At 42.0% G+C, this 1,090-nt stretch carries 1 protein-coding gene and 1 pseudogene; both read right to left on the minus strand.

The annotated features are described in order from the left end of the window. A partial coding sequence (locus ACS8FC_RS14800) for a CNNM domain-containing protein (protein ID WP_439297330.1) occupies positions 1–665 on the minus strand: 665 nt, incomplete at its 3' end. Positions 666–885: 220 nt separating this feature from the next. Beyond that, positions 886–1,090: pseudogene (locus tag ACS8FC_RS14805) on the minus strand (NAD+ synthase); the annotation flags it as partial.

Genomic DNA, 1,090 nt, shown 5'->3' on the forward strand with positions numbered 1-1,090 from the left:
GTATCAAAGTAAACAATATGTTCGCGGGGATGCATCACTGAGGTGACTGTCCGCTCTTGCATATCAAAGATATTTTCTATCAGATGATGCTCTTGTTTTTTTATCACACCCGCTTCAGCACCCGCATCCATGACGGCATAGATATCCTCTGGTGTCATATCGTCTTGGCGTATGGTTGAGATACCAAAAAACTTAAAGAGGATATTTGCAGCACCATCGAACACCCATATGATCGGCTTTAATACAAAAATTAATAGCATCATAGGGCGTACCAGTCGCACCGCTATCATCTCAGCATTCGACATCGCCAAACGTCGGGGCATGAGATCGGCAAGTAGCGAAAACAAGCTGGTGATGAGTACAAATGATATGACCGATGCGATCGCTTCACTATTGAATAACTGCTCTAGATAAGGACTGATGGCTGATTCACCCACGGCACCAGCCGAAATAGCAACCGCATTTAGTACTATTTGTACCACGGTGATAAAACTACCGGGATGCTCCTGCATATTGAGGACATCAAGTGCGCGAACATCGCCTTCTTTTGCCATGATTTGAAGTTTGATTTTACGCCCTGCGGCAATGGCAATTTCAGCGGCAGAGACAAAGGTACTCAAGGCAAGTAGAAGGAGAAGAAAAACACTAGCAGTTAGCAAGCTCATGACATACTCGAAAAAGAAGTAAAGGTAATTAAGTCAAAAATATTGGGTAGGTTTATGTGGAAAAAATAGGAATATCTATAAATTGTTTGGTGAATAAAAACCAAAAAAGCTGGGCAAGCACCCAGCTAATAGGAAAAATTCGACGTTTTGTCAAACGATCTGACTTGCACCTTTCAACTCATAAATTCATAAGTCATACAAGCTGAAAGGCAAGTGCGATTTAGCCTTTAATTGACCACTTATTGACCAATGGATAGCGGCGTTCACGTCCAAAAGCTTTGTGGCTGATCTTTGTACCGATTGGCGATTGCAAGCGTTTATATTCGCTATTGTCTACCATCTTGATGACTTTTGCGACCATCTCAGCATCAAAGCCTTTATCGATAATTTCCTGATAGCCCATGTCTTCATCGATATAAGACATC

The organism is Psychrobacter sp. 1Y4, from assembly GCF_051847555.1.